This window comes from Paenibacillus aceris (assembly GCF_017874035.1).
Taxonomy (GTDB): domain Bacteria; phylum Bacillota; class Bacilli; order Paenibacillales; family NBRC-103111; genus Paenibacillus_E; species Paenibacillus_E aceris.
Genome location: NZ_JAGGKV010000003.1, coordinates 316,488 through 341,213 on the forward strand (window position 1 = coordinate 316,488; position 24,726 = coordinate 341,213).

A 24,726-nucleotide genomic window follows, 5' to 3' on the forward strand; every position below is an offset into this window, starting at 1 on the left:
TATTGACAGTTTTCCGGGTCGAGATTATATTTCATTATAGAAACAAATACACAGTAAGTCTATAGGAATTATGTAATTAACGACCAGTCCTCTGGAGAGCATTTGGTTCGCAAATGAAACAATCAAATCATCCTTAGGGGGAAATGAAGATGACCTTTTCAAGGCAAAAGAGCTTAACGAAAGCCATCGCACTACTCATCGCTTGCACACTCCTATTAACAGCCTGCGGCAGCAAACTACAGACCGTTTCCGCCAGTGGCGGCACACCAGAAGTCACCGAGCTGCGCTATCAAGGCGGAGTGGGTTCCGTTACTTTTCCGGAACTAGCCGAGGATTTGGGATACCTGGCCCCCTTGAAGCTGAAGTTTATCGGGAATACGATCAGCGGGCCTCAGGATATTCAATCCGTTGTAACCGGGGATACCGATTTTGGCGGAGCTTTTAATGGAGCTATTGTGAAATTGATATCAGCCAAAGCGCCGATTAAGCCCGTTATTGCTTACTACGGTGTTGATGATAACACATGGACGGGATACTACGTTTTGGACGGCAGTCCTATTAAAACCGCGAAAGATTTGATCGGTAAAAAGATTGCTGTAAATACGCTCGGTGCTCATCACGAGTTCGTCATTAAAGAGTATTTGCACAGAGCCGGTTTAACGGCTGAGGAAATTAAGCAGGTGACGCTTGTTGTCGTCCCGCCAGTAACGACAGAGCAGACGCTGCGCGCGGAGCAGATTGATGTAGCTGCGCTTGGCGGTGTACTGCGAGACAAAGCGCTGGAGCGCGGAGGTATTCATCCATTGTTTAAGGATTCCGACTTGTTCGGCATTTTTAGCGCCGGCAGCTATGTGCTGACCGACAAATTCATCAAGGCCAATCCCAATGCGTCACGAAAATTTGTAGAAGCCACCGCCAAAGCGATTGAATGGGCCCGCACCACGCCGCGTGAAGAAGTTGTCGCCCGTTTCGAGAAGATCATCAATGAACGTGGCAGAAAGGAGGATACTTCCACCGTGAAGTTTTGGAAAAGTACGGGCGTTGCCGGGAAAGGCGGACTCATCTCCGACAAAGAGTTCGGTACTTGGATTCAATGGCTTGTCGATGAAGGCGTCATTAAGGACGGACAACTGAAGCTCCAAGGCTTGTACACGAATGAATTTAACCCATATGCCAATGAGAAAAAGTGAGTCAGATAGGGAGGTAGTTCAATGACGACGAAAATCAGCATTCAGCATGTGCAGAAAACTTTTCGAATCCAAAGAAATTTAGGGCATCTGAAGGAAGATTTGCAGCCTGTATCTGCTCTGAAAGATATTAATTTGGATGTGAAGCAAGGTGAGTTCATGGTTATCGTAGGGCCTAGCGGCTGCGGTAAATCAACCTTGTTGGACTTACTTGCGGGCTTGACGAAGCCCAGCAGCGGCCAGATTTTATTAGATGGCAAAGCCATTACAGGACCTAATCTGGATCGAGGCATCGTGTTTCAGCAGTACGCTCTCTTTCCCTGGAAAACTTCGCTAGCCAATGTGGAGTTCGGTTTGGAAGCCAAAGGCGTCCCTCGCAAGGAACGTCGCGAAAAAGCATTGGAATTCATTCATCTGGTCGGGCTAAAAGGCTTCGAAAACCGATATCCGCATGAGATATCCGGAGGCATGAAGCAGCGGGTCGCGATTGCGAGAAGTTTGGCTTACGATCCCGAGGTGCTGCTGATGGATGAACCCTTCGCGGCGTTGGATGCACAAACCCGTGAAACGCTGCAAAGCGAGCTGCTGCGCATTTGGGAGGCTACGAAGAAAACGATCATTTTTATCACCCATGGTATTGAAGAAGCCGTTTATTTAGGCCAGAGGGTCGCTGTGATGACCTCTCGTCCAGGAAGAATTAAGAAGGTGCTTGAGATCCCTTTTCAGGCGCGAAGGAATGAAGAGGATCTGCGATCCAACCCGGATTTCGTCAAGCTGCGCCATGAAGTATGGGAGCTGTTGAAAGATGAAGTATCGAAGGCCCAAGAGCAGGAAAAAGCCAACACGCTGGATAGTTTCGATGCCAGTAAATCATCGTTAAAAGGGGGAATCGCCCATGGCTAGCATGAATGCCGGGAAAGCTTTGGTTCTGCGAGAAAAAGGCAGTATTCAAGCCTTCGGTTGGTCTTTAACGAAGCTTAGAAAGTTGTTCAAGAATACCATTGTCATCGTCGTTTTGTTATTCGTTTGGGAGCTCGCACCACGCCTGGGGCTTGTAGACATTACATTCTTCCCCCCGATCTCCGAAATTGCGGCTGCATGGTGGCAACTGCTCCTTTCAGGCGATCTTGCCGAACATACGATCGCAAGCTTATCGCGTTCTCTGGGCGGTTTTGCGCTGGCGATCCTCATCAGCATCCCGCTCGGCCTCGCCATCGGTTGGTGGAAGCCGGTATCTGAATACCTCAGCCCGCTGCTCGAACTGCTGCGAAATACGGCTGCTCTTGCCATCCTACCTGTCTTTATCCTTTTGCTTGGGCTTGGTGAAACCTCGAAGATTGCCATCGTACTGTATGCTTGCGCCTTCCCGCTTCTGCTGAATACCATCAGCGGCGTGAAGAATGTCGATCCTCTTTTAATCAAATCCGCACGGTCTATGGGCTTATCGCCTGTAAGTTTGTTTCGCAAAGTCATTATCCCAGCGGCTATTCCGACTATTTTCGTGGGTATTCGTCAGGCTGGCGCAAGCTCCATCCTTGTCCTGGTAGCCGCTGAAATGGTAGGCGCAAAATCAGGTCTTGGATACTTAATTCAGTACGCGCAGTACAGCTTTCAAATTACGAATATGTATGCAGGCATCATTTCCATTTCGGTCATTGGCTTAATCATTAACTATCTGCTTGTCACATTGGAGAAACGGTTAACAGGCTGGAAGCAAACGTACAGTGAATAACAAATTTGAAAAGGGTGTGTGAGTTCCACATGGGTAAATCGAAAAGACAGCTGCATTTGAATGTATTTATTATGAATACCGGACATCATGAAGCATCTTGGCGGCACAAGAATACAGAACCGGAGAATATTACGGATATTCGGTATTTTCAGCGGATCGCGCGAATTGCGGAGCAAGCGAAGTTCGATTCCCTTTTTTTGGCGGATGGGCTCGCGGTTAGTCAAAATATTAAGCACGGCGCGTTTGTAGGACTAGAGCCTTTTACATTGCTATCGGCACTCGCCTCCGTTACGGAGCATATCGGACTTATCGGCACCGTCTCCACGACGTACAACGAACCCTTTCATGTTGCCCGAAAGTTTGCCTCTCTGGACCACATCAGCAAGGGGCGCGCCGGCTGGAATATTGTTACTTCCGGGAGCTCTTTTGAAGCTCATAATTTTAGCAAAGAGGCTCATTTAGAGCACAGCAAGCGCTACGAACGGGCTAAAGAGTTCCTTGATGTAACAACGAGCCTATGGGACAGCTGGGAGGACGAAGCGTTAGTTATTGATCGAACATCAGGTATTTTCGCCGATCGGAGCAAGGTAAGGGAAATCAATCATATCAGCGATACATTTAAAGTGCGCGGACCTTTGAACATCCCCAGATCTCCGCAGGGCTATCCCGTGCTTGTGCAGGCTGGTTCTTCCGAGGATGGCAAGGAATTTGCCGCACAATATGCTGAAGCGATATTTACCGCGCAGCAAACGCTGGCGGAAGCGCAGCAGTTTTATGCCGATGTCAAAAAAAGACTGGCAGCTTATGGCCGTTCCCCGGAGCAGCTGAAAATATTGCCTGGCATCTGCCCGATCATCGGCAAAACCGAATCGGAAGCCAAAGAAAAAGAGCAGGAATTAAACGAATTAACCGTCCCTGAATATGGTTTAAATCAGTTATCCAACATGTTAAACGTCGATTTATTCTCTTACCCTTTGGATGGGCCTCTGCCTGAACTGCCCAGCTTGTCCGACATCAATGGCAATAAAAGCCGCTTCCAGCTTGTCGTTGATTTAGCCAAACGCGAGAACTTGACCATTCGCGGGCTGCTTCATCGCCTGGCTGGCGGGCGCGGCCATCGCACATTTGCCGGTACGCCCATCCAAATTGCCGATCAGCTCGAAGAATGGTTCCTGCATGGAGGCAGCGACGGCTTTAATGTCATGCCGCCCTATTTACCAGCCGGATTAGAAGAATTTGCCCAGTTCGTCATCCCGGAGCTGCAGCGCAGAGGCTTGTTTAGAACCGAATATTCAGGATCTACACTGCGCGGACATCTAGGTTTGCCAAGACCAGTTAATCAGTATGCAACTGCTGCCGCTAGCGGTGCCGTTAGCGGCGCATTCCAATAAAATTGAGGAGGTTTTTTATGAGTACAAATGAACAAATCGGGACATTTCCTGGGAACATTAAAATTTTGCCGGTAGCAGGCAGAATCGGCGCAGAAGTTAGTGGCGTGAGCCTTCAAGCTGATCTTGATGCTCATACGCTCGGGGTCATCCGTGAAGCATTACTCAAGCATAAGGTCCTCTTCTTTCGTGAGCAGCATCAGTTGGATGACGCGGGGCAGGAAGCTTTCGCCCGCTTATTAGGCGAGCCAGTCGCTCATCCGACGGTCCCTATCAAGTCAGGCACAGCCTATGTGCTTGAGCTTGACTCAGCCCATGGCGGGCGCGCCGATTCCTGGCACACGGATGTAACCTTCGTGGATGCCTATCCGCAGGCCTCCGTTCTTCGCGCCGTTGTCGTTCCGGCTTCAGGCGGCGATACCGTTTGGGCGAATACAGCCGCAGCATATGAGTACTTGCCCGCTGAGCTGCGCAATCTGGTGGATCAGCTTTGGGCGCTGCACAGCAACGACTACGACTATGCCGCGCAGCGTTCCCAAGTTTCTGCCGAAAAGGAACGTCATCATCGGGAAGTATTCGCATCCACGGTGTACGAGACGGAGCATCCAATCGTTCGCGTACACCCTGAGACCGGTGAGCGCAGCTTGCTGCTCGGCCATTTCGTAAAGAAAATCATTGGACTTTCTTCAGCGGATTCGGTCCAGCTGCTGTCTTTGTTGCAGAATCATATTACAAAGCTTGAGAACACGGTTCGCTGGCGCTGGTCTGCCGGTGATGTCGTGATCTGGGATAATCGGGCCACGCAGCATTACGCCATCAATGACTACGGCGATCAACACCGGATTGTGCGCCGCGTCACGGTTGACGGCGATATTCCTGTCAGCATCGACGGCCGGCAAAGCGTATCTCGAAAGAAGCAGCCTAATGATTCATTAGCCCAAACCGGATCGTAATAAAAGAAATGCCCCACTGCAAGCCGCCTTATTGGCTGCTGTGGGGCATTTCTTTTTCCGCTATTCCAGGACACTGCCCCCCAGAACGAAGCGGTACTGCAGATGTTTAAAAAACATATGATCGATCCGTACGCCTCCTGTTTTTTTGGAAGCAGAGTGAATGATTTTACCGTCACCCAAGTAAATTCCCATGTGGGTAATCGTTTTCTGTGAGGGATCGAGACTGACATAATCAGCTGCCCGGTTGCCCCGAAAGCTCGTAAAGAACAATAAATCTCCCCGCTTGGCCTGCTTGAGATCGGTGTATTTTCGTTTCGACAAGGCCTCTACATATGCGGCCTGATTTTTCGCATCCCAAGGCAAATCCATCCTCAGCGCAGACAGGTATACCCAACGCGTGAAATCCGAGCAGTCAAACGACGTTGGATCCAAACGGTCCGATCCGTATACATAAGGGGTTCCGAGATAGCTTTTGGCCGTCTCAATTACGTTCTCGACGTATCCGCCTTTTCTCGGAGGGATGTCCGGGTTGGGAGAGGCTTTGATTAAGGGGAAGCCGTTAGGCAGGAGGGTCTGCTTGTTACTTTGTGCAGCCAAACTCCTAACTTGCTGCGGGGCGTAGAACTGTTCCACGCCTAAATCGCCGATGTACAGTTCCGCATCACTGCTGGTCAAATTCCAGTCTGACATCCGGTTATCTGTCTCCCGTTCTGGGATTAGTATCTGCTGTTCTCCCGTGCTTAGCTGCTTGATTGGGTTGGGTTGGTGCGAGCATCCGAGAAGCAGTGTAAGCATGGAAGCCATCGCGATGCTCATTACTATTATGCGCATGATCAAACTCCTTGGCATGTGATGAAGTTAGGATGCCATTTTTTTGTGAAAACAAACCTTGGAGTTGGAGGGGATGGACTACTGTGGGGCTGGATGGGATGGGTATCCGATGTTGTAATAAGTGCAACGTTATGAGGAGCCTTGGCTGTTAAGGCTCGCTTTCATTGTACAAAGTACAACGAAATTGCAGGATATGTGCTGAAATGCTAGCTTTAGAGGTCAAATGGTTGCACAGTGTGCAATGTAGCTCACTCAAACCTGACAATTAGGCTCATATGGTTGTAAAAAGTACAACCTAGGAGGACTATGCCACGGGAAGAAGTGCGGAGTTCGGTTAAGGGGCGACGTGGCTTTTCCCACTCGACCCTAAACATAAAAAGCCCGCAGACTATAACCCCCTGCGGACTTAATTGATCTATCGCTTTTTGCCCAAATTGAGCTCCTTCATTATTTGCCGGCCAGTTGGCGTCTGGGCCAAGCCGCCTTTGGCAGTTTCCCTATGCTTTTCGGGCATGGCGGTTCCTACCTCGTACATGACCTGGACGACTTCATCCGAAGGGATGACGGATCGGACTCCGGCGAGCGCCATATCAGCTGCGGCCATCGCATTCACAGCACCGAAGCCATTGCGGACGATGCAGGGAATTTCGACCAGTCCGCCGACCGGGTCGCAAATGAGCCCAAGCGTGTTCTTCAGCGCTAGTCCAACCGCATGCATCGCCTGCTCCGGTGTGCCCCCGCGAAGCTCAACGAGCGCCCCCGCTGCCATCCCAATGGCGGAACCGACTTCCGCTTGGCAGCCGCCTTCCGCGCCAGAGACAAAAGAATTGTTCGCGATGACGTAGCCGATAGCACCGGCACTTAGCAAACCTCTCACCATATGATCATCATCCCAGCCGAACCGCTGCTGGCTGCTGATGAAAACACCGGGAATAATACCGCAGGAACCCGCGGTCGGCGTAGCAATAATACGCCCCATCGAAGCATTGACTTCGGATACGGCCAGCGCATATGCCATCGCTTTACAAGCTTCCTCGCCTAAGGAAGCCTCTGTCGTTGTCATATAGCTGGCAACACGCTGGGCATCCTTACCCGTCAGCCCGCTTCGGGATGTCGTATCTTCTGTAAGTCCTTTGGCCACGGCCTCTTTCATAATTTGATAGTAAGCCCGCATTTTTTCAAACACGTATTCCGGCGTCTTGCCCGATTCTTGGCTTTGATCTGCAAGCATGACTTCCGCAATCGTCATTCCTTCTGCGGCACATACCTCTGTTAGTTGTTTTAAGGTTCTGAATCTCATTTTATTCGCCTCTTTCTGCGAGATCCACTCTTTTAATATCAAATATCATGCTTAAAGCATTAAGCTCCCCCAACAATGCATCCGAAATCGGAACGTCCGTTTCGATGACGGTCATCGCCTCCCGATCGCGTCCTTTCCGATCCAAATCCATGAATCCGATATTGATTTGGTTTCGCCCGAGCAAGGTGGTAATGTCCGCAATCATACCCGGACGATCGTGATGGGAAATAATTAACGTAGGATATACCGCTGTAAATTTCACATCGAATTGATTCACATTTACAATCTCGACGTTGCCGCCCCCAATGGATGCCCCGGTCATACTCACTTCTTTGGCGCCGGATGAAATGGTAAATTTGACGGTGTTCGGATGATCCGCTTTATCTTTACTCGTCAGAAAAGCGATCTCCACCCCACGAGCCTCGGCCTCTTCGGCTGCATTCGGAATCCGCGGATCATCCGTTTCAAAATCGAGCAAGCCGCCAATAAGCGCCAAATCGGTGCCATGCCCCCGGTATGTATCCGCAAATGAACCATAGAGCGTGATTTCGACTTTCGTCGGCTGCTCGCCGAGCAGTTGTCTGACAACACGTCCCAAACGGACGGCTCCCGCCGTATGAGAGCTGGATGGACCTATCATGGAAGGTCCGATAATGGAAAATACATCTTTAAAGCGCATCATGCAGTTCCCCAATCTTATGAAGTTATTGCTAAATATCATTGCTGTATATTTCTATTGTATGAACCGCTTTCGCTAATGACAAGGTCTTTTATCTTGTCCTTATTTTCCCAAGTATGCACCTGTCTCATTCGATCGGCAAAATAAAAAGCCTCCATACGCTTAAATCGCACATAGAGGCTTTAGTTCCTTATGTAAAACTTTATACAGTCAACGCTTCTACTTCCCTCATATCGAAGGCCTGCTCCTGCTCACGAACTTTCCTGCCCCTGCCGAAAGGGATGCAAAGCGGAGTGCCAAACAACGGATCTTGGATAATTTGGCAGTCCATATTAAACACAGTGCGGATCGTATCCTCGGTGATGATATCTTCCGGCTTCCCTTGGATGGCGATCTTCTTATTATGAATAGCTACGATGTGATGGGCATAACGACAAGCAAGATTAATGTCGTGCAGGACCATTACGATGCTGCGCTGCTGCTCGGCATTCAACTCGAACAACAGGTCAAGCACTTCAATTTGGTGCGACATGTCCAGGTAGGTTGTTGGTTCGTCGAGCAAAATCGTATCCGTTCCTTGCGCCAAAGTCATGGCAATCCAAGCTCTTTGTCTCTGCCCGCCCGATAAAGAGTCCACGGAACGATCCGCATATTGCTGCATATTTGTAGCTTTCAGCGCTTTCGTCACCATCTCTTCATCTTCTGCAGACCACTGCTGAAGCCAGCTCTGGTAAGGGTATCTGCCTTGTTTCACAAGCTGGAGCACAGTCAATCCTTCCGGGGCTACAGGTCCTTGAGGAAGAATGGACAAGCGTTTCGCAATTTCCTTCGTCGGAAGCTTGGCGATTTCTTGTCCGTCTAACAAGATGCTGCCATTAGTAGGCTTGAGCAGCCTGGCCAGCGAACGAAGTAACGTAGATTTACCGCAGCCGTTGCTGCCGATAAAGACGGTGATCTTCCCTTTCGGGATGGCAATATCCAAATCTTCATAGATACTGGTATCTCCATAAGTTAACGTTAAATGTTGGGCCTCGATGGCGTGCATCGGTCATCAATCCTTCCTGGGCTTTATAAATGAAATGAATGCGTTGCATATACTCATCAATGTGATTAGTTAGTTGAATTAGAAACGGAACTTTATGTTCTAAGTGTATAGTTGATGAAAAATATTGTCAATGATTTTGAGAATCATTTTCAATAAAAATTAAAATGCAAGCTCCAATTTCATCCATTCCGGGCAAAATCGAAAATGCAGGTTGCGTTGGAAATCATCACCCTAATAAAAAAACCCAGCCTAGACGGCCGGGTTCAATCCTTTCATGCTACTTGCTCTTTAATTCCGCTACTTTTAATAACACAATGACCGCCTCTGCTCTTGTCGCATTGTCTTGCGGAGCAAATTCGTTCTTGTCTCTGCCTTGCACAATGCCGGCTTGCTTCACGAAAGCAACGCTCCCTTTGGCCCATGCCGGAATGCGCTCGTCATCCGAGAAGCCCGTTGCCGTGCCAGTTGTAGCAGCGCCCATCGCATTTGCGACGATGACAGCCATTTCAGCGCGTGTAATTTGTGCATCCGGACGGAAGCTGCCGTCTTCATAGCCATGAATAATGCCAGCTTTGACCGCTTGTGCAACCGCTTTTTGTGCCCAAGTACCGATTTTGGCCGTGTCGGTGAAGGTCAGTGCTGCTCCTTCTCCTTGCAGTTTCAACGCATTCATGAGCATAACTGCAAACTCTGCACGTGTTACCGTAGCATTCGGTTTAAATGTGCCATCCGGATAGCCGCTGACAATTCCGCCACTAACCGCACGCTTAATTCCCGCCTCAGCCCAATGTCCAGCAGTATCACTAAAAGTGAGGCTTCCGGAAGGTTCCTTCGTTGGGTCGGATTGCCCGACAGCCATTACCGCAAACTTCGTAAAGTGGTTAACCTCTACCGTTATACGATTCCCGGCTACTTTGCCTCCCGCAACTTCCACCCATGCTTTTTTCACTTCGTCAAAATAGAAAATAGATGGTTTTTGATCCTTTTGCAAAAGTGCCGGGTTAAAAGCCACGCTCAACGTGACCGGTTTACTGAAGTTCTCTGATATGTTTTTCAAAATTTCAAAGATGGGGCTAACAAGAACCTCATTATTCTTAATCAAATTTTGAGTGTTCACTACTTTTTCAATCGATATTTTCAGTTCTTTACTTGCTGCACCCGCCGGAATGAAAATAGTGACCTCATCGCCAAAACTTACTTCTCCAAATTGGCCTACAGAAAGCGTCAAACGGCCATCTGTTCCGATCACTTTGTTGTCGTTTGATGATGACACAGATCCCGATAATCCTTTATCCTCATGATCTTTTACCGGAGCAGTACGATTCACGTAGATTGTGTAGGTCTTTGACGTCCCATTCTGCGCTGTCACTATAAGCGTTATTACATTTGGACCGACACTTAAATTGACATTTCCGCTTGCTTGACCATTCGTTACCGGAGTTCCGTTTATCGTCATCGTCGCTTGGTTATCAGCCGTATTCCCAGTTACAGTAAGAGAAGATATCTCATTTGCTACATCGGATGTATAGCTCGTTTGTCCAGATGTAAACGCCGGGGTTAACGTACCGCTCGAAAGCGTCAATTGACTCAAGTCTGCGTTGCCGCTTAAAATGGGCGCTCGATCGATCGTTAAGCTATACGCATTATTCGTCGTACCGTCCTGAGCGGTTACCAAAATGCCAATCACATTAGAACCAATGCTCAAGTTCGAAGCACTGTAGGCATATACATCTCCTGTTACTGAGCTGTATGTCGCCCCAGTTACGGTAATCGTCTCATTAGGTTCCCCTTTAACAAAGAACACATTGAGACTTGAAACCATGTTAGGTACATCAACTTGGTAGTGAAGCTGCGAAGTCGAAAAATCCGGTGTTAATGTGCCTTGATCGACAGACAAGCTTGTAAGCAGCGCGTTGTTACTAATTCTCGTAACAACAATCGTATAGGTTTTCGTCGAGTGATCAGCAGCCGTCACAACGACTTCGATACGATTCGCGCCTACGTTAAGCGGAATGGCTGTGCTTGCTTGACCGCTTAGTACCGCACTACCGTTTACACTCATACTCGCTGCTGCATCTGATGACGTTGGCGTAACTGTCACGTTCTCAACGTTATTTGCCACACTCATTGTGTAACTTGTCGTAGCAGCTGCGAAAATCTCGTTCAACGCTCCGCCGCTTACGCCCAAGGCACTCAAATCAGCATTCGAGCTTAGAGCACGTGTGACCTTGACCGTTAACGATCCCGAAGAATTGCCAATGGTATCAACAGCCGTGATCACAATATCATTGTTGCCCATTGCCAGCTTCGACAAGTCGATGGGAAGAACCGCTTTGCCGCTATCAGCTGGAACGCTATTACCTGATTGAAGGACACTTACACCGCCTGCTTTCGCAGTCACCACAGCTCCCGCTTCGGTGTCAACAATAATGTTAAAGTTGGCGGTTTGTGTTGTGTTGTTTTTGTCAGCTGACCCATCCTCAATGGGTGTTGCCGGTGAGGATGTATCCTTGGTTACAGAAACTGTCAATGTACCTGAAGCAGCTCCAAGAGCATCTGTCACGACGACATTAATGCTATTTAGCCCTTCTGCGAGCAGCGATAGATCAATCGGCAGCGTTGCTTTCCCATTAGCTGCTTTGACTTCAGTTCCAACTTGCAGCACATTCGTACCGCCTATTTTCGCTGTTACCTTGGCATCGGTTTCCGCATTCACAACGATATTGAAATTCGAATTCTGCGTAGTTCCGCCTTTATTCGCGGTTCCGTCTTCCGTTGGTGCAAGAGGTGCAATCGTATCCTTTGTAAGCGAAACCATTAATTCTTCGGAGAAATTGTCATTCACATCGGTATAAGCAATCACAACATCGTTGCTGCCTTCTGTAAGCTTCGTGATATCAATGGGCAGCGTCGCTTTCCCGCTGGCAGTCGTAACGCTGGTTACTGACTGTAAAACGTTACCAGCTCCTACTTTCGCAGTCACTGCGGCTCCATTTAAAGCATTTACTTTAATGTTGAAATTCGCATTTTGTGCGGTTCCTGCTTTGTTCGCTGTTCCGTCCTCCGTTGGTGCTTTAAAAATCTCCCGAATATTAGAAGGACCTGATTGCTGTCCATCTTTGTAGCTAACCGTGTTACCCTTTGCCTTTACTTTAAACGTGTACTTGCCTGCGCCTGCTGAACGCATCGCAGCTAAGAAATCTACATTCGGTGCACTGGCAATCACTGAAACTGCGCTGCCCCACACCGATCCGTTACGGTATAACTGTACTTCATAACCCGCTGCGCCAGGCACGCCGTCCCAAGTCGCAACCCCAGTCTTCGAGAGCTGCAAGTTCGTCGCCTGATTGAGTACCGGTGAAGTGTTATTTACATTCACAGCCAAAATCTGCGAAGCTCCATTACCCGAATGAAAAGTAAACGTCTGCCATCCTTCGACCAGTTGAGACAACATCTCTTTTTTTAGCGTGACAACTCCAGCTGACTCCGTAAAATCAATGCCTTGGATCAACGCAGTGCCTCTGTTGCTGACACTAATGCTTTTCAGCGCGTTGCTGGGCGTCACCGGAATATCCGCTTGAAAGTTAGCATTGATATTGAAGGAAGCTGCAGTCGGAACCGCTGAAGATGCGACGGTATGCCAACTTGCCCCATTATCCGTCGATTCGAGATAAGTACTATTATCTCCGACTGCATAAAACTTTCCATTCATGTAGGAAACGGATTGCAAAGAATAATAGTTATCCGTATCCTCTCGAACCGATGTCCAGCTTGCCCCATTCGTCGTTGACAAATAAATCGTACCGATCTCGTCTACTGCGACGAATACGCCATTGCCGTAAGTGACCGAAGTAAGCTTATACTCCGAAATCGCCGTGGAATTTATGCTCCAATTCGTGCCGTCACTCGAAGTGACCACAGTCCCTGTATCGCCAACAGCAACATACTTGCTGTTACCATAAACAATCGCATTCAACGCAGGAACCAGATTTAAATTAACCTTAGACCAATTAATGAAGTCGGTTGACCACTTAATAAAGCCATCGTTCCCATTTTTCCCAACCGCCAGATAACGATTTCCAGCATAGATGACATTGGTAAATGATCCGCCATAAGGGTATTGCCAAACTGTACCATTATTTGAAACCACCATACCGTCATTGCCAAGCTGCATGTAAACGCCATTTGCGAAGAAGGCATTTTGGACCGTCATCGTGGAGCCTTTGGCTTGTTGTTGAAAGTTTATACCGTCCGTCGACGTAAAAATACCGCCATTTGCCGTCCCATCATAGCCAAACAAATAATATTTGGAATTGTCGTACAGGCCTCCAAATATTTGATTCGGCGTGCTGCTGGCTGACGTTTTGAATGGAGCGAGCAGTTTGGACCAGCTATAGCCATCCCCGGACGTATAACTCCATCCAAGAGCGTCGTTCGCATAGAAGCGTTTGTTAAGACTCAGCACAGAATTGATAAAAAAAGCATCCTGAAGCTTCGTATGCGTCGCCCAATTCGTTCCATCTGTAGACGTATGTACATATCCACCTGTACTCCCAATAACGATCGCAGTATCGCTTACTGCTATGGAAGTCAGATCGTTGTTCATGCCAATATTCATCGTCGACCAAGTAATACCATCTGCAGAGGTGATCACCTTGCCAGCTGTGGAGGTCGCATAGAACTTGTTGATTCCGTTCGTTCCAACATAGGCAACTCTACTGATTCTGGTCGATATCGTAGAATCGCGTTGCGTCCATGCTTCTCCGTCCGGCGAAGTCATAACCGTCCCCTGCTCCCCGACAGCAACGAATTGATTGTTGCCAAAAGCTACGCCGGTATACGTGTCGTCAAGCTTCGTTTTATCGGCAGTTACTTGCCAGTCGAACCCATTACTTGACTTCAAAATTTTGCCGTAATAGCCTACCGCGATATATACGCCTTTCCCAAAGGCAGCGCCTGTAATAGGCTCGTTAGGAATTACGCTGCGCTCATCGCCCGGCTGCTGCGGCGGACCTGCAGCCATGGCCTTTTGTCCCAGTGCCGTTCCAAAGACGAGCAAGAAACAAATAAGCATAAGGCCGGCTCTTTGTAAATTTTTTATCAAACAATCACTCCCTAGCCATCTAGTAAATTATAAACAAAGACTAATCAAGCTTATCATGCAGTCAATTTTTTTCACATGATAAAAAGATTAAAATTAACTTATATTTACTCAATCAAATCAAACACAGATTCCCACTAAAAATTGTATAATTTATAAAGGATATACATAGTTAAATAGGAAGCTAATGAATTGGGAGGTATCTGCTATGCGCGTTGAGGAAGCTATCAAAGAAAAATTCAAATGCACGAAATGCAGCGGCACAGGCTGCCGAATAAAAGAAGTAGCCATGACGGGGACGGGACTAAGCAAAATGTTCGACATTCAGCACAATCATTTTCTCTTTGTCTCTTGTGAAAACTGCGGCTACGTAGAGGTCTACAACCCGAACATCCTTGAAGGCAAGACACGCGGTCAATTAGGGACAGTATTGGATATTCTGTTTGGATAGCAAAAAGGGGCTAGCTTTAAAGTAGATAATTCTACTTGAGAGCAGCCCTCTTTTCTTTCAATTAGACCTATTCCTTGCCCTTCCCATAGCAGAAAATCATCTTGAAGGTGTGCAAAAGGGAACTGGGCGTTATTTGAGCTAGATGGGGGCCACAGTTTCCATCACTCTAACTTCGCACTCCATGGCATATCCACTTCACCGAAGCCTTCTGCACCCTTCAATTGTTTCTGCCTGACAAGCCCGACTTCCTTAGCATAGTCATCCAACATTTCAAAAACGGTAAACCGATGAAACGCTGCAGAATCGAAGGACGGTTCATTTCGGGCATCCATTCTAATTCTCCTAAGCGTCACTGATACTTTTCCCTCGCCATTTCCATGCTCGTTTACAGGCACATCAAAGTTAATAAACTCATTAAATCCATCCGCCACAGTAATCACGGTCACTACCCCCATTTTCTTTGATGGAAACCGCGGATCAATTGGGGTGTGCAACCTGATGCTCCATTCTCCTTTACTGTCTGTTAACCCTGTCGCAGTGATACTGCCTCTACGATCAATGACAATTAAACGCGCATTAGGTATAGGCTCAAAAGATTTTTCACTAATAGGGTTCTCCTGCGTTCCGTAACCATCTAACAAAGTAGAAACCTTAACATGCAAGTTTACCTCAGCACTATCACTTGCCATAGTAGCTTCTGCATAATTATGTGTAAATGCAAGAAGCATAAGCACGAGCACCAGCTTAGTTGTAATAAAACGAATAGGCCACTTCATCCCCTTTTGCGTTACACCTGCATGCAAGAAAGCATCATTCGCGAAGCTCGAACATCTATATTTTCCCTTTTACTTTGTGAAATAAACAAAAGACGCTTTTCAGCGCCTCCATCATATCCATCATTTGCCCCAAACAAAAAAAGGAACCCAGCCAACGGGGCCGGGTTCAAAAAGTTTATATTAAAAAGGGGGTCTTGTTTATTATATTACCCTCCAAACATTATGGAACCATAACAGGAATATTTCATTTATGTTACAAAATAGAAAACGCTTTATTCTTTACCTCTTTGAGCTCTTTTATACAACCCAATTTATCCCCCTCTTTTACACACTCTTTTGTACTCTTCTCAGAAAATGTAATAAATGTGTAAATCGCACTAAAAGTGTTGCACCTTCCGCTTCACTAGCATATAATAATAATTACATTAGAATTATTATAAATAAGGAGGGATCGTATGAACATAGAATACGACTACCACCATCTTCATCACGTAAAAGAACAGACGAAATCTCGAAAAACATTATGGGTGACCCTTCTGCTAACCGCTTTTTTCACGATTGTTGAAATTATCGGCGGGGTGCTTTCGAATTCACTTGCGCTGCTTTCAGATTCGGCCCATATGATCTCGGATGTCATCGCGCTAGGTTTAAGTATGATCGCTCTGCACCTCGCAACCAGGCAGCCGAATGCACGGTTCACGTTCGGGTTCCTGCGGTTTGAAATTATTGCATCATTCCTCAACGGGCTCGCCCTTTGCGTCATCGCATTAGGAATTTTCATTGAGGGAATTCAGCGTATCATCCATCCGCAGCCCATTCAGCTAGGGCTCATGCTAGGCATTGCTTCAATCGGTTTCATCGTCAATCTTGTGCTCACGTTAGTTCTCCATAACAGCGTAAAAGAAGAAGACAATCTGAATGTCAAAAGCGCTCTGTGGCACTTTTTTGGCGATCTGCTCAGCTCGGTTGGCGTCATCATTTCTTCTATCATTATTTATTATTCAGGCTTGCTCTGGTTCGACCCGCTCATTTCCATGGTGATCGGCGGCATTATTTTTACCGGTGGAAGCAAAATCATTCGCGAATCATATCTGATTCTCATGGAATCAGTGCCTGAGCGTTTTAACCTGGATGAAATTCGCAAACAGATTGCACTTGTTGAAGGTGTTGAAGATGTGCACGAGATGCATCTATGGGCCGTTTCGACGGATCATTACTCCCTAACCGCCCATGTGTTCATCAGCCCCAACATTCAACCGTTCTGCGTGATTCTGGCCATTAACGAGACGCTCAAAAGCAAATACGGCATCGAGCATTCCACGATTCAGATTGAGCATGCCGAAATTAATCCTCATGGGGAGTATGGCAAAGAGTTCTTGAAGCACCAAAAGCGCATTAACTCGGCTTCCGGTTCTTTACCCATCCTTTAACATCCATTGAACAAAGACCATCGATCCCTCAGCCAAAGTGATCAATGGTCTTTTTTAATTTCCCGTAGATTTCCGTGCGATCATCTCTAAATCAATAAAAAGCTCATGTCCCGCCAGACGAGGCAAATATTCCTCTAACAGCAGCGTGTTCTCCTCGTCCAATTCTTCGCCAATCTCCCGCATGAGAAATGCTGCAACCAAGCTGGTTTGCAAATCAACAGGCATCTCGAAGCTTGTGATGGATGGAAAACTTGCTTTCGAGTAAAATTCATTGTCCATCCCGATGAGCTGTACTTCTTCAGGTACTCGGATGCCTCGTTCATGACACACAGCAAGAAGCTCAAGCGCCAACGCATCATTGAACGTGTAAATACCGATAGGCCGCAGATCGCCGCTTAAGCGCAGCGCTTCATTCAGGATACCGACGACTCCAAGCTCACCCGCATCCAAAAGCGCATGCACGGTGGATTGTCCTTGGTCGCCAAGCCCTGCTATAAATCCTTGGATGCGCTGCTCGTTAGCTCCCATCCCCAAGCGTCTGCCCGCATAGACGACCGAGCGGCAGCCATTTTCAAGAAAATGCCGTACAGCTTCCGAAGACGCTTTCGCAAAATCCAAATTTACCGCCAGTTTGACGATTTCACCAGGCCATCCCCAGCCATTGAAGATGACGAGGGGCGTGCCCTCTCCGACCAATTGCTGCGTAGATTGCATGCTCATCGCCAAGCCATGGCTCACTAAGCCGTCAACTCTGCGCTGCAGTAAGTGCTCCAAATGGCGCTGCTCAATCTCCGGATCCATCCCTGCCGCAGAGAATACGGATAAATGATAGCCGAAATGGTGTACTCGCTGTTCCAGCCTCTCCGCAAAACGCCCATAGTAGCCTCCAAAATGGGGAATAATCAATCCCAGCTCATAGGATCTGCGGCGGCTCAAATTGGTCGCCATGACATTCCGGCGGTAACCAAGCATCGCAACCGCTTCTTCCACCTTGCGTATCGTCTCGGGCGCCATCGGCACTTTTCTGCGATTAATGACATTCGACACTGTAGCAATGGAAACACCGGCAACTGAGGCCACATCGATAATGGTAGGCTGTTTACTTTTGCTCATAGGGCTTCCCTCATTCTTGAATTGTATAATTCATTTTATCGATAAAGCCAATCGCTCGTCAATTGGTACAGTAAAAGTAAATTTCCCAAGGAATGTCCAGTTACAACAAAAAACTTGACCGTTATAACGGCCAAGTCCCTATTTACTCCTCATGATTCCCTATCAGCGAAACAATCTGCTTTTTCAATTTAAGGAAAGCTCCTGAATCCTTTACGTCTTCCACTTCCCGCAGCCCGCGAGGAATCATAATTTCTTGCCGGATCGTACCCGGATGAGCCTGCATCACATACACCCGCTCAGAGAGGAAGATCGCTTCCTCGATATCGTGTGTAATGAAGACGACGGTCGTCTTCTCTTTCTCCCAGATGCGCAAAAGCAGCTCTTGCATCGCATTTTTGGTCTGAGGATCAAGCGCCCCGAATGGCTCATCCATCAGCAGCACTTCCGGATTGTTAGCCAGTGCCCTCGCAATGGCTACGCGCTGTTTCATCCCGCCGGAGAGCTCCTTGGGCAGCGCTCTGGCGAACTTGTGCAAACCGACAAGTTCCATGAAATGATCGGCGATAGCCCTTTTTTCGAATAAGGGAACTCCTTTCAGCGTTAGTCCGAACTCAATATTTTCCCTCACAGAAAGCCAAGGAAATAATGTGTACGACTGGAACACCATTCCGCGATCCGCACCAGGTCCATCAATTTCATGTCCGGAAATGCGGAGAGATCCGGTCGTCATCGTCTCTAACCCTGCAAGAATTCGCAAGAGAGAAGACTTGCCGCAGCCCGAAGGTCCAACAAAGCTCACAAACTCATGAGCATCGACATGGAAAGAAACTCTGTCGAGCGCAACAAACTGGGATTTCTTCGAGCTGTATACTTTTGATACACTCTCAGCCTTAATTTTACTTATAGCCGTGACTTTATCAGTAAACGACTCGCTGTGCAGGCCGCGTTGTGCATGCATCATTTAACGACCTCCTTCCAGCCAAGGGAAAAATCTGCGGTGACAGTAAGCAAATGTACGGTCTGTCAGCAATCCGAGCAATCCAATAGCGATAATGCCTACGAAAATCTGATCCGTATTCAGAAACCGCTGCGCCTTCATAATGGAGAACCCGAGTCCGCTATTCGCCGCAACCAGCTCTGCGACGACGAGATACGTCCAAGCCCATCCGATAATCAAACGCAAAGTATTCATCAAATCCGGCAGCAGTGCAGGGATCAGCACCTTCTCAACCGCTTGCCAGCGATTCGCTCCGAGTGTGTACGAGGTTTGCAACAAATCGCCCGATACCGAACGTGTATTATCCGCCACCATCAGCATGAGCTGAAAGAAGCAGCCGATAAATATGACGATAACCTTCGCCCATTCTCCAATTCCAGCCCAGACCATAATCAGCGGGATGAACGCGGTTGCCGGCATATAACGGATAAATTCGGTCGGTGGAACGAGCAGCGCTTCCGCAAAGCGAAATGTCCCTGCTAGAATCCCCAGCGGTATACCGAGCAAGCAGGCCAACATGAAGCCTGCCCCTACTCGGAAAATACTCATGCCTACATGGTGCCAGAAGACAGAGCTCTGCAGCTGAATGGCAAACTGGCGAAGCACTTGATCCGGAGTAGGCAAAAATGTTCGATTAACCAGATTGCCATAGCTGAGCACACTCCAGGCGCCAACTGCCAACACTATAATAAGTACAATCCCTGAAATATACGTTCTGCTATTGATGTCGCCCCGTATGGCAAACAACGTGGATTTGCGTCTTTTTTTCAATGCCGTTTCCATAGAGCACCTCACTCACCTGTTATTTCTTGCGCTCTTTCATCACTTCTTCGACAAAGTGTCCGTCCAAGAAGCTTTCCGCTTTCGGAATGGTCGTCAGCATCTCCAGCCCTTTTAAGAACTCCGCTGTTTTCTGCGATGTGAAGTGCAGAGAACTGTAGGAATCGCCTTTTTGGAAAGCTTTCACATTATCTTGTAGCTGAAATATTTTCACGCTGTCGACACCAGCTTTGTATTCGTCCACCGGCGTCTCCGCCGCCTTCGCCATAATTTGTAAAGATTCTTCCGGATTTGCTTTCCAATAGTCCAACGCATCAAACCAGGCATTGAGGATTTTTTTCACATCATCCGGACGATTTTTCGTAATTTCTTCTTTAAAAACGAGCAGATCAGGAATAAGTCCCGGTGTATCCTTGGAGGAAAATAGCAGCTTGCCCTTGCCCTCTTGTATCGCTTTGCTTAAGAATGGCTCCCACAGCACCGCACCGTCCAGGTTGCCTGAGATGAAAGCAGGTCCTGCATCGTTAACCGTCATATTCGTGTATGAAACGTCCTTCTCGGCAAGCCCTGCTTTTTCCAGTGCGGTAAGCATGAGCAGGTGATCAACCGTTCCCAGCTCCGTCGCCACTTTCTTGCCTTTCAATTCCTGCAAGGAATTAATGTTAGGCTTTACGACAACACCGTCTCCGCCGTTGGAGTTATCGTTCACAAGCACCGCTTTAAGCGGGATCCCTTTGCTCGCAGGAGCAAGCGTATCGCTTAACGTTTGACTGTTCGCATCGACTTTACCAGACGCAAGGGCTGATAAAGAATCGCTATACACTGGAAACCAAACGAGATCGACCTTCACGCCATTTTTCTCAAAGAAGCCCTTCTCCTTCACCAAATACCAAACAAACCAGCCCGGCCATGGACTGAGCGCCAATTTAATCGGCTGATCATTTCCACCTGCTGCCGTGCTTGCTGTCTCCTTGCTTGAGCATCCACTGATCACCACCGTAAAAGCGAGTAACAACGCCATCATCAGAAATACCACTTTTTTTCTCATCCTGATTCTCCCTCTCCCTTTAAACTGGTAAAAAGAAAAACCCGGAACGATATCATATTCTGATATCCTCCCGGGCTTTTATCCCTCCGTGTGCACGATGACCTTCACCGTGTGTCTTCTCTTGGACCAGACCGGCAGCCTTCATCTGCCGCGGAACCCTAGAAAACAAGTTTGCTATGAGGTTGTTTACTAACTCTTACATTTGTCTTTATCATACTTACATCCTAGTTATATGTCAATATATATGACACAAATAATTATTTCATTGTCAAAACCCTTATATGTGTAATAATATATAACATAATATAAGACTTATATGGAGGTGAAGGCGATGTACTCTATCCATTTCCACTTAAGCATGTTAGATATTGCTTTGACCCCACCAACACCAGAAGCAATTCCATTTACGGGACCTATACTGGAAATCCCGGACAACCAGCATCCTCTTCAGACTTCCCCTATAGATAACGCTGAATCTACGGAAACGAGTGCGCTTCCCCAGCATTTTAGCCCCTTTACGTAAAAAAAGCCCGATCCCTGTCACTCAGGGAATCGGGCTTTATTCTTATTACACACCTAACCATTTCTTGAACAAATGTTTCGTTGTGTCTGCATTCAATGCTGCGATGGAAGTCGTCAGCGGAATGCCTTTCGGACAGGAGCGTACGCAGTTCTGCGAGTTACCGCAGCCTTCGATACCGCCATCTGTCATCAACGCATCCAAACGCTCGTCTTTGTTCATTTCACCTGTTGGGTGAGCATTGAACAAACGAACTTGGGAAAGCGCAGATGGTCCGATGAAAGAGTTCTTGTCATTTACGTTCGGACAAGCTTCTAGACACACGCCGCATGTCATACATTTGGACAACTCATACGCCCATTGACGCTTGGACTCGGCCATACGCGGACCAGGTCCAAGATCATAAGTCCCGTCAATCGGAACCCATGCTTTGACTTTCTTCAAAGCGTTGAACATACGACCACGGTCGATGACAAGGTCACGCATAACAGGGAACGTGCTCATTGGGGCTACACGAACAGGCTGCTCCAGCTTATCGATGAGAGCCGAACAAGCTTGGCGCGGCTTGCCGTTAATGACCATGGAACAAGCTCCGCACACTTCTTCCAGACAGTTGGATTCCCAACAAACCGGTGTTGTTTTATCGCCACGCGCGTTCTTTGGATTACGCTGTACTTCCATCAAACCGCTGATGACATTCATATTGGGACGGTAAGGAACTTCGAATTCCTCGGTATAAGGCTTTGAATCCGGACTCTCTTGACGAGTCACGATAAACTTCACGGTTTTTTGTGCGCTTAGTGTCTCAGCCATGATTAATGTCCTCCCTTTTTCTTCTCCGTGGAGTAATCACGTTTCCGCGGTGCAATCAAAGATACATCAATGTCTTCATAGCTGATTTTCGGGCCGTCCGGCGTCCAATCGGCAATTGTTGTTTTCATGAAGTTGTCATCGTCACGTTCCGGGAAGTCAGGCTTGTAGTGCGCGCCGCGGCTCTCGTTACGCATCAACGCACCAACCGTCATCGCTTCAGCCAGCTCGAACATGTTCCAGAGTTGGCGTGTGAACGCAACTCCTTGGTTGTTCCAACGAGCTGTATCTGTAATGTTGATGTTGTTGTATCTTTCTTTCATATCCTTGATTTTATTAATGGTATCTTCAAGACGATCATTGTAACGAACAACCGTCATATTAGCATTCATCATGTCGCCCAATTCTTTATGCAGAACATAAGCATTTTCTGTCCCGCTGTTCATTTTGAGCAAGCTCTCATAGCGATCTTGGTGACGTTTCTTCTCGCGATCGAAGACGATCGAGGATGTATCGTCCGCATGCTTCTCTAAGCCGCGAATGTACTCAACCGCTTTAGGACCGGAAACCATACCGTCATAGATAGCCGAAACAAGGGAGTTCGCGCCCAAACGGTTTGCACCGTGATGCTGATACTCACACTCGCCTGCAGCGAACAAGCCCGGGATGTTCGTCATCATGTTGTAGTCAACCCACATACCGCCCATGGAGTAGTGAACCGCTGGGAAAATCTTCATTGGGATTTTACGCGGATCATCGCCCATGAATTTCTCGTAAATTTCCATGATACCGCCAAGCTTAATATCAAGCTCTTTCGGATCTTTATGAGAAAGGTCGAGGTAAACCATGTTTTCGCCGTTAATACCAAGCTTCTGATCAATACAAACGGAGAAGATTTCACGTGTTGCAATATCACGAGGCACCAAGTTTCCGTACGCCGGATATTTCTCTTCAAGGAAGTACCAAGGCTTCCCGTCTTTGTAAGTCCAAATGCGGCCGCCTTCACCACGTGCAGACTCTGACATCAAGCGAAGCTTGTCATCGCCAGGAATCGCCGTCGGGTGAATTTGGATCATCTCACCGTTCGCATATTTAACACCTTGTTGGTAAACAGCGCTTGCTGCCGTACCTGTGTTAATGACCGAGTTCGTTGTTTTTCCGAAAATGATACCAGGGCCGCCTGTCGCCAAAATAACAGCGTCAGCCGGGAACGTTTGAATCTCCATGCTGCGCAGATCCTGCGCTGCAATACCACGGCAAACATTTTCGTCATCCAGTACGGAACCGAGGAATTCCCAGTGCTCGAACTTCGTTACGAGACCAGCTGTTTCCCAGCGGCGTACTTGCTCATCCAGTGCGTACAGAAGCTGTTGCCCTGTCGTTGCACCTGCGAATGCCGTACGGTGATATTTGGTTCCGCCGAAACGACGGAAGTCAAGAAGACCCTCTGGCGTACGGTTGAACATAACCCCCATACGGTCCATCAAGTGAATGATGCCTGGAGCTGCATCACATAATGCTTTAACTGGCGGTTGATTCGCTAAGAAATCTCCACCGTAAACTGTATCGTCAAAGTGCTCCCAAGTGGAGTCACCTTCACCTTTTGTATTCACCGCACCGTTAATGCCGCCTTGCGCACACACGGAGTGGGAACGTTTCACAGGAACCAAGGAGAACAATTGTACGTGAACTCCGGCCTCCGCCGCTTTAATTGTCGCCATGAGTCCCGCAAGGCCTCCGCCAACGACGATGATTTTCGAATTAGCCACTTCTGTTCACCCTCCCTTAATGCCCCGTATGCGCTTCTACCGGAACTTGAAATTGAGTATCTGTAAATGCAGTCAAAGACATAATAAACATCACGGACATTACCACGAACAAGACCATCCAAATAATGGAGGAATAGCGCTGCGCACGCGGTCCAACCGTAATACCCCAGCTAACGAGGAACGACCATAAGCCGTTGCAGAAATGGAATGTCGCCGAAACGATACCAATCACATAAATCGTGAACATGACTGGATTCGTTGCAATGTCATGCATGGTCATACCGAGATTTTCGTGCGCTACATTGCCAAGAGCAACCTGCAGACGAGTCTCGAACAAATGCCACGCTACGAACAGGAACGTAATAACCCCAGTTACCCGTTGAAGCATAAACATTTGGTTACGGAAATAGCTGTAGTTTGAAACGTTATTACGTGCTTGATAGGCCACATACAGTCCATAAACGGCATGATAAAGAAGCGGAAGCCAGATTCCCACGATTTCCAACAGCAGGACCAAAGGCAGACCGTTCAACCAGTTAATTTGATCCACAAAAGCCTGAGGACCCTTCGTTGCTTCATAGTTAGTGAGCAAATGCTCAATAAGGAAGAAGCCCACCGGAATTACACCAAGCAAAGAGTGGATCTTTCGAAAGTAATACGAATTACCCATAATGTAACCAATTCCCCCCTCAACAAAATTTCATTGAATAACATCCGACATGTTCTGACAAAACAAGCCACATACCATTCTACTCTCGCCGCAAACGAGCGTCAACCCATATTCATCCACGCCTATTTTACGCCTAATTAGTGAGC

At 47.8% G+C, this 24,726-nt stretch carries 21 protein-coding genes and 1 riboswitch; of the genes, 8 read left to right on the plus strand and 13 right to left on the minus strand.

From position 1 onward, the window contains the following. Positions 1-149: 149 nt before the first annotated feature. Genes J2Z65_RS08195 through J2Z65_RS08215 form a run of 5 tightly spaced genes read left to right on the plus strand, consistent with a single transcriptional unit; the run spans position 150 to position 5,260 of the window. Positions 150-1,190: an ABC transporter substrate-binding protein gene (locus tag J2Z65_RS08195; protein ID WP_167062111.1), complete on the plus strand. Its 1,041-nt coding sequence runs from the start codon at positions 150-152 to the stop codon at positions 1,188-1,190. A gap of 21 nt (positions 1,191-1,211) precedes the next feature. Next, on the plus strand, positions 1,212-2,090 hold the full coding sequence (locus J2Z65_RS08200; protein ID WP_167062114.1) for an ABC transporter ATP-binding protein: 879 nt from the start codon (positions 1,212-1,214) through the stop codon (positions 2,088-2,090). Further along, positions 2,083-2,919 (plus strand): ABC transporter permease, encoded by an 837-nt coding sequence (locus J2Z65_RS08205; protein WP_167062117.1) that lies wholly within the window; start codon positions 2,083-2,085, stop codon positions 2,917-2,919. The genes J2Z65_RS08200 and J2Z65_RS08205 overlap by 8 nt, the downstream gene beginning before the upstream one ends. Before the next feature lie 29 nt (positions 2,920-2,948). Next, the gene (locus tag J2Z65_RS08210) at positions 2,949-4,310 is read left to right on the plus strand and encodes an LLM class flavin-dependent oxidoreductase (protein WP_167062120.1); all 1,362 of its coding nucleotides are present in this window, start codon (positions 2,949-2,951) and stop codon (positions 4,308-4,310) included. Positions 4,311-4,327: 17 nt separating this feature from the next. Next, complete coding sequence (locus J2Z65_RS08215; RefSeq protein WP_167062124.1) at positions 4,328-5,260, plus strand: TauD/TfdA dioxygenase family protein; 933 nt, start codon at positions 4,328-4,330, stop codon at positions 5,258-5,260. Between the two features lie 60 nt (positions 5,261-5,320). Here J2Z65_RS08215 and J2Z65_RS08220 read toward each other — a convergent pair whose 3' ends face one another. From J2Z65_RS08220 to J2Z65_RS08240, 5 genes are all read right to left on the minus strand, one after another. Continuing rightward, positions 5,321-6,091, minus strand: a complete 771-nt coding sequence (locus J2Z65_RS08220; protein ID WP_167062127.1) for a C40 family peptidase — start codon at positions 6,089-6,091, stop codon at positions 5,321-5,323. A 415-nt stretch (positions 6,092-6,506) separates the two neighbouring features. Then, entirely contained in the window at positions 6,507-7,391 is an 885-nt protein-coding gene (sdaAA, locus tag J2Z65_RS08225) for an L-serine ammonia-lyase, iron-sulfur-dependent, subunit alpha (RefSeq protein ID WP_145666872.1), read from the minus strand. A gap of 1 nt (position 7,392) precedes the next feature. Further along, positions 7,393-8,070 (minus strand): L-serine ammonia-lyase, iron-sulfur-dependent subunit beta, encoded by a 678-nt coding sequence (sdaAB, locus tag J2Z65_RS08230; protein WP_167062799.1) that lies wholly within the window; start codon positions 8,068-8,070, stop codon positions 7,393-7,395. A gap of 202 nt (positions 8,071-8,272) precedes the next feature. Beyond that, positions 8,273-9,115: an ABC transporter ATP-binding protein gene (locus J2Z65_RS08235; RefSeq protein ID WP_167062130.1), complete on the minus strand. Its 843-nt coding sequence runs from the start codon at positions 9,113-9,115 to the stop codon at positions 8,273-8,275. A 277-nt stretch (positions 9,116-9,392) separates the two neighbouring features. Continuing rightward, complete coding sequence (locus J2Z65_RS08240; RefSeq protein ID WP_167062133.1) at positions 9,393-14,219, minus strand: cadherin-like beta sandwich domain-containing protein; 4,827 nt, start codon at positions 14,217-14,219, stop codon at positions 9,393-9,395. 205 nt (positions 14,220-14,424) lie between these two features. On the opposite strand from J2Z65_RS08240, the gene J2Z65_RS08245 reads away from it, so the two are divergent. After that, the gene (locus tag J2Z65_RS08245; protein ID WP_167062135.1) at positions 14,425-14,667 is read left to right on the plus strand and encodes a zinc ribbon domain-containing protein; all 243 of its coding nucleotides are present in this window, start codon (positions 14,425-14,427) and stop codon (positions 14,665-14,667) included. A gap of 161 nt (positions 14,668-14,828) precedes the next feature. Here the strand turns inward: J2Z65_RS08245 and J2Z65_RS08250 are convergent, their stop codons facing one another. Next, a complete protein-coding gene (locus J2Z65_RS08250; RefSeq protein WP_167062137.1) occupies positions 14,829-15,443 on the minus strand; it encodes a hypothetical protein in 615 nt (204 codons plus the stop codon). A gap of 455 nt (positions 15,444-15,898) precedes the next feature. Here J2Z65_RS08250 and J2Z65_RS08255 point away from each other — a divergent pair, with 455 nt between their 5' ends. Then, positions 15,899-16,873 carry a cation diffusion facilitator family transporter gene (locus J2Z65_RS08255; RefSeq protein WP_167062140.1) on the plus strand — a complete coding sequence of 325 codons (975 nt, stop codon included), beginning with the start codon at positions 15,899-15,901 and terminating at the stop codon, positions 16,871-16,873. A 54-nt stretch (positions 16,874-16,927) separates the two neighbouring features. On the opposite strand, the gene J2Z65_RS08260 is transcribed toward J2Z65_RS08255, so the two are convergent. From J2Z65_RS08260 to J2Z65_RS08275, 4 genes are all read right to left on the minus strand, one after another. Next, positions 16,928-17,986, minus strand: coding sequence for a LacI family DNA-binding transcriptional regulator (locus J2Z65_RS08260; RefSeq protein WP_167062143.1), 1,059 nt, complete (start codon positions 17,984-17,986; stop codon positions 16,928-16,930). Between the two features lie 142 nt (positions 17,987-18,128). After that, entirely contained in the window at positions 18,129-18,947 is an 819-nt protein-coding gene (locus J2Z65_RS08265) for an ABC transporter ATP-binding protein (RefSeq protein WP_338111731.1), read from the minus strand. After that, on the minus strand, positions 18,948-19,766 hold the full coding sequence (locus J2Z65_RS08270; protein ID WP_167062146.1) for an ABC transporter permease: 819 nt from the start codon (positions 19,764-19,766) through the stop codon (positions 18,948-18,950). It abuts the gene before it with no gap. Positions 19,767-19,785: 19 nt separating this feature from the next. Continuing rightward, complete coding sequence (locus J2Z65_RS08275) at positions 19,786-20,811, minus strand: ABC transporter substrate-binding protein (RefSeq protein WP_167062149.1); 1,026 nt, start codon at positions 20,809-20,811, stop codon at positions 19,786-19,788. Positions 20,812-20,876: 65 nt separating this feature from the next. Next, positions 20,877-20,984, minus strand: a riboswitch (guanidine-I (ykkC/yxkD leader). A gap of 158 nt (positions 20,985-21,142) precedes the next feature. Here J2Z65_RS08275 and J2Z65_RS08280 point away from each other — a divergent pair. Beyond that, the gene (locus tag J2Z65_RS08280; protein ID WP_167062152.1) at positions 21,143-21,334 is read left to right on the plus strand and encodes a hypothetical protein; all 192 of its coding nucleotides are present in this window, start codon (positions 21,143-21,145) and stop codon (positions 21,332-21,334) included. A gap of 45 nt (positions 21,335-21,379) precedes the next feature. On the opposite strand, the gene sdhB is transcribed toward J2Z65_RS08280, so the two are convergent. From sdhB to J2Z65_RS08295, 3 genes are read right to left on the minus strand one after another with little or no spacing between them, the layout of a single operon-like run. Next, a complete protein-coding gene (gene sdhB / locus J2Z65_RS08285) occupies positions 21,380-22,144 on the minus strand; it encodes a succinate dehydrogenase iron-sulfur subunit (protein WP_127452857.1) in 765 nt (254 codons plus the stop codon). A 2-nt stretch (positions 22,145-22,146) separates the two neighbouring features. Beyond that, a complete protein-coding gene (gene sdhA, locus J2Z65_RS08290; RefSeq protein ID WP_167062155.1) occupies positions 22,147-23,910 on the minus strand; it encodes a succinate dehydrogenase flavoprotein subunit in 1,764 nt (587 codons plus the stop codon). Between the two features lie 16 nt (positions 23,911-23,926). After that, the gene (locus tag J2Z65_RS08295; RefSeq protein ID WP_167062159.1) at positions 23,927-24,580 is read right to left on the minus strand and encodes a succinate dehydrogenase cytochrome b558 subunit; all 654 of its coding nucleotides are present in this window, start codon (positions 24,578-24,580) and stop codon (positions 23,927-23,929) included. Positions 24,581-24,726: the final 146 nt, after the last annotated feature.

What these genes read in the sequence shown, in the direction of transcription:
- J2Z65_RS08235 (WP_167062130.1), bottom strand. Translation starts at nt 9,115, where the DNA reads ATGCACGCCATCGAGGCCCAACATTTAACGTTAACTTATGGAGATACC.
- J2Z65_RS08280 (WP_167062152.1), top strand. Translation starts at nt 21,143, where the DNA reads ATGTACTCTATCCATTTCCACTTAAGCATGTTAGATATTGCTTTGACC.
- J2Z65_RS08250 (WP_167062137.1), bottom strand. Translation starts at nt 15,443, where the DNA reads ATGAAGTGGCCTATTCGTTTTATTACAACTAAGCTGGTGCTCGTGCTT.
- J2Z65_RS08255 (WP_167062140.1), top strand. Translation starts at nt 15,899, where the DNA reads ATGAACATAGAATACGACTACCACCATCTTCATCACGTAAAAGAACAG.
- J2Z65_RS08195 (WP_167062111.1), top strand. Translation starts at nt 150, where the DNA reads ATGACCTTTTCAAGGCAAAAGAGCTTAACGAAAGCCATCGCACTACTC.
- J2Z65_RS08220 (WP_167062127.1), bottom strand. Translation starts at nt 6,091, where the DNA reads ATGCGCATAATAGTAATGAGCATCGCGATGGCTTCCATGCTTACACTG.
- J2Z65_RS08295 (WP_167062159.1), bottom strand. Translation starts at nt 24,580, where the DNA reads ATGGGTAATTCGTATTACTTTCGAAAGATCCACTCTTTGCTTGGTGTA.
- J2Z65_RS08200 (WP_167062114.1), top strand. Translation starts at nt 1,212, where the DNA reads ATGACGACGAAAATCAGCATTCAGCATGTGCAGAAAACTTTTCGAATC.
- sdaAA (WP_145666872.1), bottom strand. Translation starts at nt 7,391, where the DNA reads ATGAGATTCAGAACCTTAAAACAACTAACAGAGGTATGTGCCGCAGAA.
- J2Z65_RS08210 (WP_167062120.1), top strand. Translation starts at nt 2,949, where the DNA reads ATGGGTAAATCGAAAAGACAGCTGCATTTGAATGTATTTATTATGAAT.
- sdaAB (WP_167062799.1), bottom strand. Translation starts at nt 8,070, where the DNA reads ATGCGCTTTAAAGATGTATTTTCCATTATCGGACCTTCCATGATAGGT.
- J2Z65_RS08215 (WP_167062124.1), top strand. Translation starts at nt 4,328, where the DNA reads ATGAGTACAAATGAACAAATCGGGACATTTCCTGGGAACATTAAAATT.
- J2Z65_RS08205 (WP_167062117.1), top strand. Translation starts at nt 2,083, where the DNA reads ATGGCTAGCATGAATGCCGGGAAAGCTTTGGTTCTGCGAGAAAAAGGC.
- J2Z65_RS08260 (WP_167062143.1), bottom strand. Translation starts at nt 17,986, where the DNA reads ATGAGCAAAAGTAAACAGCCTACCATTATCGATGTGGCCTCAGTTGCC.
- J2Z65_RS08275 (WP_167062149.1), bottom strand. Translation starts at nt 20,811, where the DNA reads ATGAGAAAAAAAGTGGTATTTCTGATGATGGCGTTGTTACTCGCTTTT.
- sdhB (WP_127452857.1), bottom strand. Translation starts at nt 22,144, where the DNA reads ATGGCTGAGACACTAAGCGCACAAAAAACCGTGAAGTTTATCGTGACT.
- J2Z65_RS08245 (WP_167062135.1), top strand. Translation starts at nt 14,425, where the DNA reads ATGCGCGTTGAGGAAGCTATCAAAGAAAAATTCAAATGCACGAAATGC.
- J2Z65_RS08270 (WP_167062146.1), bottom strand. Translation starts at nt 19,766, where the DNA reads ATGGAAACGGCATTGAAAAAAAGACGCAAATCCACGTTGTTTGCCATA.
- J2Z65_RS08265 (WP_338111731.1), bottom strand. Translation starts at nt 18,947, where the DNA reads ATGATGCATGCACAACGCGGCCTGCACAGCGAGTCGTTTACTGATAAA.